Consider the following 6,605-nt stretch of genomic DNA (forward strand, 5'->3'; position numbering starts at 1 on the left):
CCTCAGAGGTTCCGGGCCCCTCCTCCGTACGCCTACCCGTCCTGCTTCCCCGCTCCCACCGGAACGTCAGCAACACTTCTCCGTGCCGGATGCCCAGGTCGAGGCCGTCGACCGCGACGACATCGCCGTACCGCTCGCGCGGTCCGTGCACTGCCACCGTGAGTGCTGTCATGGGTGACCGGAAGGGGCGCGCACTCAGGCGTTCCGCTCCGGCCCTGCGGCCGTCCTTCGCCTCCTTATGTCCTGCGAACCACCTCCTTATGTGCTGCGAACGGCGTACGGCATCTTCTGTGCGGCAGAATGAGCCTGCCCCTCAGATCACGGCAGCTACGGAACGGCGATATGACGACGACAGCGGTTGACGACATGTCAGACGACGTGTCAGCGGAGACGGAAGAGCGGAACGGCACGGGCCGCATCGGGGCCGGGCGGGCGTTCTCCTGGCTGCTGATCATCACGGGAGCAGCAGGACTGTTCGCCTCGTGGATCATCACGATCGACAAGATCAAGCTGCTGGAGGACCCGAACTTCACGCCCGGGTGCAGCCTCAACCCGGTCGTCGCCTGCGGCAACATCATGAAGAGCGACCAGGCCGCCGCCTTCGGATTCCCCAATCCGATGCTCGGCCTCGTCACGTACGGCATGGTGATCGCCATCGGTGTCGCCCTCCTCGCCGGGGCCCGCTACAAGCGCTGGTACTGGCTCGGCCTCAACGCGGGCACCCTCTTCGGCGTCGCCTTCTGCAGCTACCTCCAGTACGAGTCGCTCTACACGATCCGCTCGCTGTGCCTGTGGTGCTGCCTCGCATGGGTCGCGACCATCGTGATGTTCTGCTACGTCACCGTCCACAACCTGAAGCACCGGATCCTGCCGGCGCCGAAGTGGCTGCGGAACGGGCTGGTGGAGTTCCACTGGGTGGTGCCGGTGCTGTGGATCGGGGTCATCGGGATTCTGATCCTCACCAACTGGTGGAGTTTCTGGACCAGCTGAGCCCGGCCCCGGGGCAGCCCTCGGGGCCGACCGGCCGGATTGTCAGTGGCCTGACCTAGGCTTCAGGTTGTGGAGCCCGATCTCTTTACCGCAGCCGCAGAAGAACGCCAGGCCAACGACCCGTCCAGCAGTCCCCTGGCCGTCCGGATGCGCCCGCGCACCCTCGACGAGGTCTTCGGACAGAAGCACCTCCTCAAGCCGGGCTCGCCGCTGCGCCGCCTGGTGGGGGAGAGCGGCGGCGGACCCGCGGGGCCTTCGTCCGTGATCCTCTGGGGGCCGCCGGGCACCGGCAAGACGACCCTGGCGTACGTCGTCAGCCAGGCGACCCGGAAGCGGTTCGTCGAACTGTCCGCGATCACCGCGGGCGTGAAGGAAGTACGGGCCGTCATCGAGGGCGCCCGCCGCGCGTCGGGCGGTTTCGGCAAGGAGACCGTCCTCTTCCTCGACGAGATCCACCGCTTCAGCAAGGCCCAGCAGGACTCGCTGCTGCCCGCCGTGGAGAACCGCTGGGTGACGCTGATCGCGGCCACCACCGAGAACCCGTACTTCTCGATCATCTCGCCGCTCCTCTCCCGCTCCCTGCTCCTCACCCTCGAATCCCTCACCGACGACGACCTGCGCGGACTGGTCCGCCGGGCGCTCACCGAGGAGCGCGGCCTCGGCGGCGCGGTCACGCTGTCCGAGGACGCCGAGGACCACCTGCTGCGCATCGCGGGCGGCGACGCCCGGCGCGCGCTGACCGCCCTGGAGGCGGCGGCCGGAGCGGCGATCTCCAAGGGGGAGGAGGAGATCACCCTGGAGACGGTCGAGGAGACCGTCGACCGGGCCGCCGTGAAGTACGACCGCGACGGCGACCAGCACTACGACGTCGCCAGCGCCCTCATCAAGTCCATCCGGGGCTCCGACGTGGACGCCGCACTGCACTACCTGGCCCGGATGATCGAGGCGGGCGAGGACCCCCGGTTCATCGCCAGACGGCTGATGATCTCCGCCAGCGAGGACATCGGACTCGCCGACCCGACCGCCCTGCCCACGGCCGTCGCCGCCGCCCAGGCCGTGGCCATGATCGGCTTCCCCGAGGCGGCGCTGACCCTGAGCCACGCCACCATCGCGCTCGCGCTCGCCCCGAAGTCCAACGCGGCGACCCTCGCCATCCAGGCCGCCCAGGCCGACGTGCGCCGCGGCCTGGCGGGCGCCGTCCCGCCGCACCTGCGCGACGGTCACTACAAGGGCGCCGCCAAGCTCGGCCACGCCCAGGGATACGTCTACCCGCACGACGTCCCCGGCGGCATCGCCGCCCAGCAGTACGCCCCGGACGAGGTGCACGGCAGGCAGTACTACACACCCACCCGGTACGGGGCGGAGGCCAGGTACGCGTCCGTGGTGGAGAAGGTGCGCGAGCGGCTGAACGGGCAGGGGTGAGGACGCGGGGCTACGCTCCGGAGCATGGTCCGAGGTCTGCCGGTGCTGTTGCTCTGCTCCGCGGCCCTGACCGCCTGCCACCACGCCGAGACCCCGCCGGAGCGGCCCACGGCCGTCCCGTTCACCAGTCCGGGCTTCCCGCCCACCGCCGACGGGGCCCGCACCCGGCTGGCAGGCCTCACCGTCGAGTGGGGCACGCACTGGGCCACGTACAAGAGGGCCGAGTTCGGCGAGACCTGGTCGGACGAGACCGACGCCCCGGGCGGGCGCAACGGCTGCGACACCCGCGACGACGTCCTCCACCGCGACCTGACCGTGCTCCGCCGGGGCGACCACGACGCGTGCGTACCCCTGTCCGGAGTGCTCCGCGACCCGTACACCGGGCGCGAGCTGCCCTACACCTACCGGCGTGCCTCGCAGATCCAGACCGACCACGTCGTGCCGCTCGGCGCGGCCTGGCGGGCGGGTGCCTGGGCGTGGACCCCGGAGAAGCGGCTCACGTACGCCAACGACCTCGACGTGCTCCTCGCCGTCGACAAGCAGGCGAACCAGGACAAGAGCAGCAAGACCCCCGACAAGTGGAGACCGCGGCGGGGATACTGGTGCGAGTACGCCCGCCGCTGGACCGGCATCAAGGCGAAGTACGCGCTGACGGTGTCCCCGCCGGAGAAGGCCGCGCTGTCCGAGATGCTCGGGACCTGCTCCTGACGGCCCGGTCCGCAGCATCACACCCGGCCTAGTACAATCGACCGAAGCGCTGCGTCCCGTGTCCGGTCCCGTACCGGCATCACCAGAACGGGACATGCAGCCGGAACCCTTCTCCGGGCAACCGTGAGTGAGGGATCCAGGAGCGTCGCGCACCGTTGAAGGTGTCGCGGGCAGCCCACCATCCTAAGGATCGGTGGGCCACTCGCGTGCTGCACATAGTGCCCAGACCAGGGAGCGGCTGCCCGTCCAGCGATGGAGGGGTTTCCCCGGCTGCGGATGCGACCTCCCTTAACCCTGGTGAAGCCGTATTCCATTCAGATAGAGAGGTTGGTTCGTGCCGAACCAGTCCCGCCCCAAGGTCAAGAAGAGCCGCGCGCTCGGCATTGCGCTGACGCCGAAGGCCGTCAAGTACTTCGAGTCGCGCCCGTACCCGCCCGGCGAGCACGGCCGCGGTCGCAAGCAGAACTCGGACTACAAGGTCCGTCTGCTGGAGAAGCAGCGTCTGCGCGCCCAGTACGACATCAGCGAGCGCCAGATGGCGCGCGCCTACGACCGCGCCAAGAAGGCCGAAGGCAAGACGGGCGAGGCGCTGGTCGTCGAGCTTGAGCGTCGCCTCGACGCCCTGGTCCTGCGTTCGGGCATCGCCCGCACCATCTACCAGGCCCGCCAGATGGTCGTGCACGGTCACATCGAGGTCAACGGCGGCAAGGTCGACAAGCCGTCGTTCCGCGTCCGTCCCGACGACGTCGTGATGGTCCGCGAGCGCAGCCGCGAGAAGGTCCCCTTCCAGGTCGCCCGTGAGGGTGGCTACGACACGGACGGCGAGACCCCGCGCTACCTCCAGGTGAACCTGAAGGCCCTGGCCTTCCGCCTGGACCGCGACCCGAACCGCAAGGAAATCCCGGTCATCTGCGACGAGCAGCTGGTCGTCGAGTACTACGCCCGCTGATTCAGGCGTAGTCCTTACGCACTTGCGTGCACTGCCCGTCGTCTTCCCGCTCCTTCACGGAGCGGGAAGCGGCGGGTTTGCGCGTTGCGGGGGCAGCGCCAGGGCGCGCGATATCCGGTACGGAGCCGTGGCCCCGGCGCGATAGGCTCGCGGAACGACTTTTCGTATACGTCAATGCCGCACACGCCTGATCCGTATACGCCAATTTCGACCCAACAGGGAGCGCATCGTGTCCGGTGGAGAGGTGGCCGGCATCCTGGTGGCCGTCTTCTGGGCGATTCTCGTCTCCTTCCTCGCTCTCGTACTGGTGAGGCTGGCGCAGACGCTCAAGCAGACGACCCGGCTGGTGGCCGAGGTGACCGAGCAGGCGGTACCGCTGCTGTCCGACGCCTCCGCGACCGTGCGCTCCGCGCAGACCCAGCTGGACCGGGTCGACGCGATCGCCTCCGACGTACAGGAAGTCACGTCGAACGCGTCCGCGCTCTCCTCCACCGTCGCCTCCACCTTCGGCGGCCCGCTGGTCAAGGTCGCCGCCTTCGGGTACGGCGTGCGCCAGGCGATCGGCCGCAAGAAGACGCCGGAGCCGCCGGCTCCGGACCGCCGTACCGTGATCGTCGGCCGGACCCTGCGCTCCTCTGCTCAGCGGGCGAAGCGGAACGGCCGGAGTTCCCGCGGATCTAAGGACTGACGCAGCGATGTTCCGCCGTACGTTCTGGTTCACCGCAGGCGCAGCCGCCGGCGTGTGGGCCACCCAGAAGGTCAACCGCAAGATCAAGGCGCTGACCCCCGAGAGCCTCGCCGCACAGGCCGCCGACAAGGCGGTCGAAGCGGGCCACAAGCTCAAGGACTTCGCGCTCGACGTGCGGGCCGGCATGGCCGCGCGTGAGGCCGAACTCGGCGACGCGCTCGGCCTGGAAGCGGCACCCGACGACGCGCGAGCGCTTCCTGTGCAGCGCTATGCCGCTGCCCTCGAAAACCACCCCAACTCCCCGTACCGCAACGGGAATTCGTACAACCGGAATGAGGACCACTGATGGAGTCGGCAGAAATTCGTCGCCGCTGGCTGAGCTTCTTCGAGGAGCGCGGTCACACCGTTGTCCCTTCGGCGTCGCTCATCGCGGACGACCCGACTCTGCTCCTGGTCCCGGCCGGAATGGTGCCCTTCAAGCCGTACTTCCTGGGTGAAGTGAAGCCGCCGTGGCAGCGCGCCACCAGCGTCCAGAAGTGCGTCCGCACCCCGGACATCGAAGAGGTCGGCAAGACCACCCGGCACGGCACGTTCTTCCAGATGTGCGGCAACTTCTCCTTCGGGGACTACTTCAAGGAAGGGGCCATCCGCTTCGCCTGGGAGATCCTGACGAAGTCCGTCGACGACGGCGGTTACGGCCTCGACCCCGAGAAGCTCTGGATCACCGTCTACCTCGACGACGACGAGGCCGAGCAGATCTGGCGCGAGAAGATCGGCGTCCCCGCCGAGCGCATCCAGCGCCTGGGCAAGAAGGACAACTACTGGTCGATGGGCGTCCCCGGACCCTGCGGCCCGTGCTCGGAGATCAACTACGACCGCGGCCCCGAGTTCGGCGTCGAGGGCGGCCCGGCCGTCAACGACGAGCGCTACGTGGAGATCTGGAACCTGGTCTTCATGCAGTACGAGCGCGGCGCCGGCATCGGCAAGGAGGACTTCGAGATCCTCGGCGACCTCCCGTCGAAGAACATCGACACGGGTCTGGGTCTCGAACGCCTCGCCATGATCCTCCAGGGCGTACAGAACATGTACGAGACCGACACCCTGCGCGTCGTCATGGACAAGGCCACCGAGCTGACCGGCGTGCGCTACGGCGCCGCCCACGGCAGCGACGTCTCGATGCGCGTGGTCGCCGACCACATGCGTACGTCCGTGATGCTCATCGGCGACGGCGTCACCCCCGGCAACGAGGGCCGCGGCTACGTCCTGCGCCGCATCATGCGCCGCGCGATCCGCAACATGCGCCTCATGGGTGCCACCGGACCCGTCGTCCAGGAACTCGTCGACACGGTCGTCGACACGATGGGCCAGCAGTACCCGGAGCTCATCACCGACCGCCAGCGCATCCTGGGCGTCGCCCTCGCCGAAGAGGCCGCCTTCCTCAAGGCCCTCAAGGGCGGCACCAACATCCTGGACACCGCCGTCACCGAGACCAAGGCCGCCGGCGGCCAGGTCCTCTCCGGCGACAAGGCGTTCCTGCTCCACGACACCTGGGGCTTCCCGATCGACCTCACCCTCGAAATGGCCCAGGAGCAGGGGCTTTCGGTGGACGAGGACGGCTTCCGCCGCCTGATGAAGGAGCAGCGGGACCGCGCCAAGGCCGACGCCCAGGCCAAGAAGCACGGCCACGCCGACATGTCCGGCTACCGCGAGATCGCGGACGCCGCAGGCGAGACCGACTTCATCGGCTACTCCAGCACCACCGGTGAGTCCCGCGTCGTGGGCATCCTCGTCGACGGCACCCCCTCCCCGGCCGCCAGCGAGGGCGACGAGGTCGAGATCGTCCTGGAC

7 protein-coding genes are annotated in these 6,605 nt (G+C 68.9%); all 7 read left to right on the forward strand.

Annotation, left to right across the window (positions count from 1 at the left end; all coding sequences use genetic code 11):
• Nucleotides 1-342 precede the first annotated feature (342 nt).
• Nucleotides 343-990 carry a vitamin K epoxide reductase family protein gene (locus tag ACWGIG_RS35740; RefSeq protein WP_453325872.1) on the forward strand — a complete coding sequence of 216 codons (648 nt, stop codon included), beginning with the start codon at nucleotides 343-345 and terminating at the stop codon, nucleotides 988-990.
• Between the two features lie 69 nt (nucleotides 991-1,059).
• Entirely contained in the window at nucleotides 1,060-2,412 is a 1,353-nt protein-coding gene (locus tag ACWGIG_RS35745) for a replication-associated recombination protein A (protein WP_453325873.1), read from the forward strand.
• A gap of 24 nt (nucleotides 2,413-2,436) precedes the next feature.
• Nucleotides 2,437-3,120, forward strand: a complete 684-nt coding sequence (locus ACWGIG_RS35750) for an HNH endonuclease family protein (RefSeq protein ID WP_453325874.1) — start codon at nucleotides 2,437-2,439, stop codon at nucleotides 3,118-3,120.
• 334 nt (nucleotides 3,121-3,454) lie between these two features.
• Nucleotides 3,455-4,069, forward strand: coding sequence for a 30S ribosomal protein S4 (gene rpsD, locus ACWGIG_RS35755; RefSeq protein WP_185030621.1), 615 nt, complete (start codon nucleotides 3,455-3,457; stop codon nucleotides 4,067-4,069).
• Nucleotides 4,070-4,313: 244 nt separating this feature from the next.
• Nucleotides 4,314-4,757: a DUF948 domain-containing protein gene (locus tag ACWGIG_RS35760; RefSeq protein WP_453325877.1), complete on the forward strand. Its 444-nt coding sequence runs from the start codon at nucleotides 4,314-4,316 to the stop codon at nucleotides 4,755-4,757.
• Between the two features lie 7 nt (nucleotides 4,758-4,764).
• Nucleotides 4,765-5,103, forward strand: coding sequence for a DUF6167 family protein (locus ACWGIG_RS35765; RefSeq protein WP_453325875.1), 339 nt, complete (start codon nucleotides 4,765-4,767; stop codon nucleotides 5,101-5,103).
• On the forward strand, nucleotides 5,103-6,605 hold a 1,503-nt coding region (gene alaS / locus ACWGIG_RS35770; RefSeq protein ID WP_453325876.1), incomplete at its 3' end, for an alanine--tRNA ligase. The genes ACWGIG_RS35765 and alaS, both read left to right, overlap by 1 nt.

It is taken from the genome of Streptomyces sp. NPDC054863, from assembly GCF_053610825.1.

Excerpts from the sequence above, each read along its gene's own strand:
- ACWGIG_RS35750 (WP_453325874.1), top strand. The coding sequence starts at position 2,437 with ATGGTCCGAGGTCTGCCGGTGCTGTTGCTCTGCTCCGCGGCCCTGACC.
- ACWGIG_RS35740 (WP_453325872.1), top strand. The coding sequence starts at position 343 with ATGACGACGACAGCGGTTGACGACATGTCAGACGACGTGTCAGCGGAG.
- ACWGIG_RS35765 (WP_453325875.1), top strand. The coding sequence starts at position 4,765 with ATGTTCCGCCGTACGTTCTGGTTCACCGCAGGCGCAGCCGCCGGCGTG.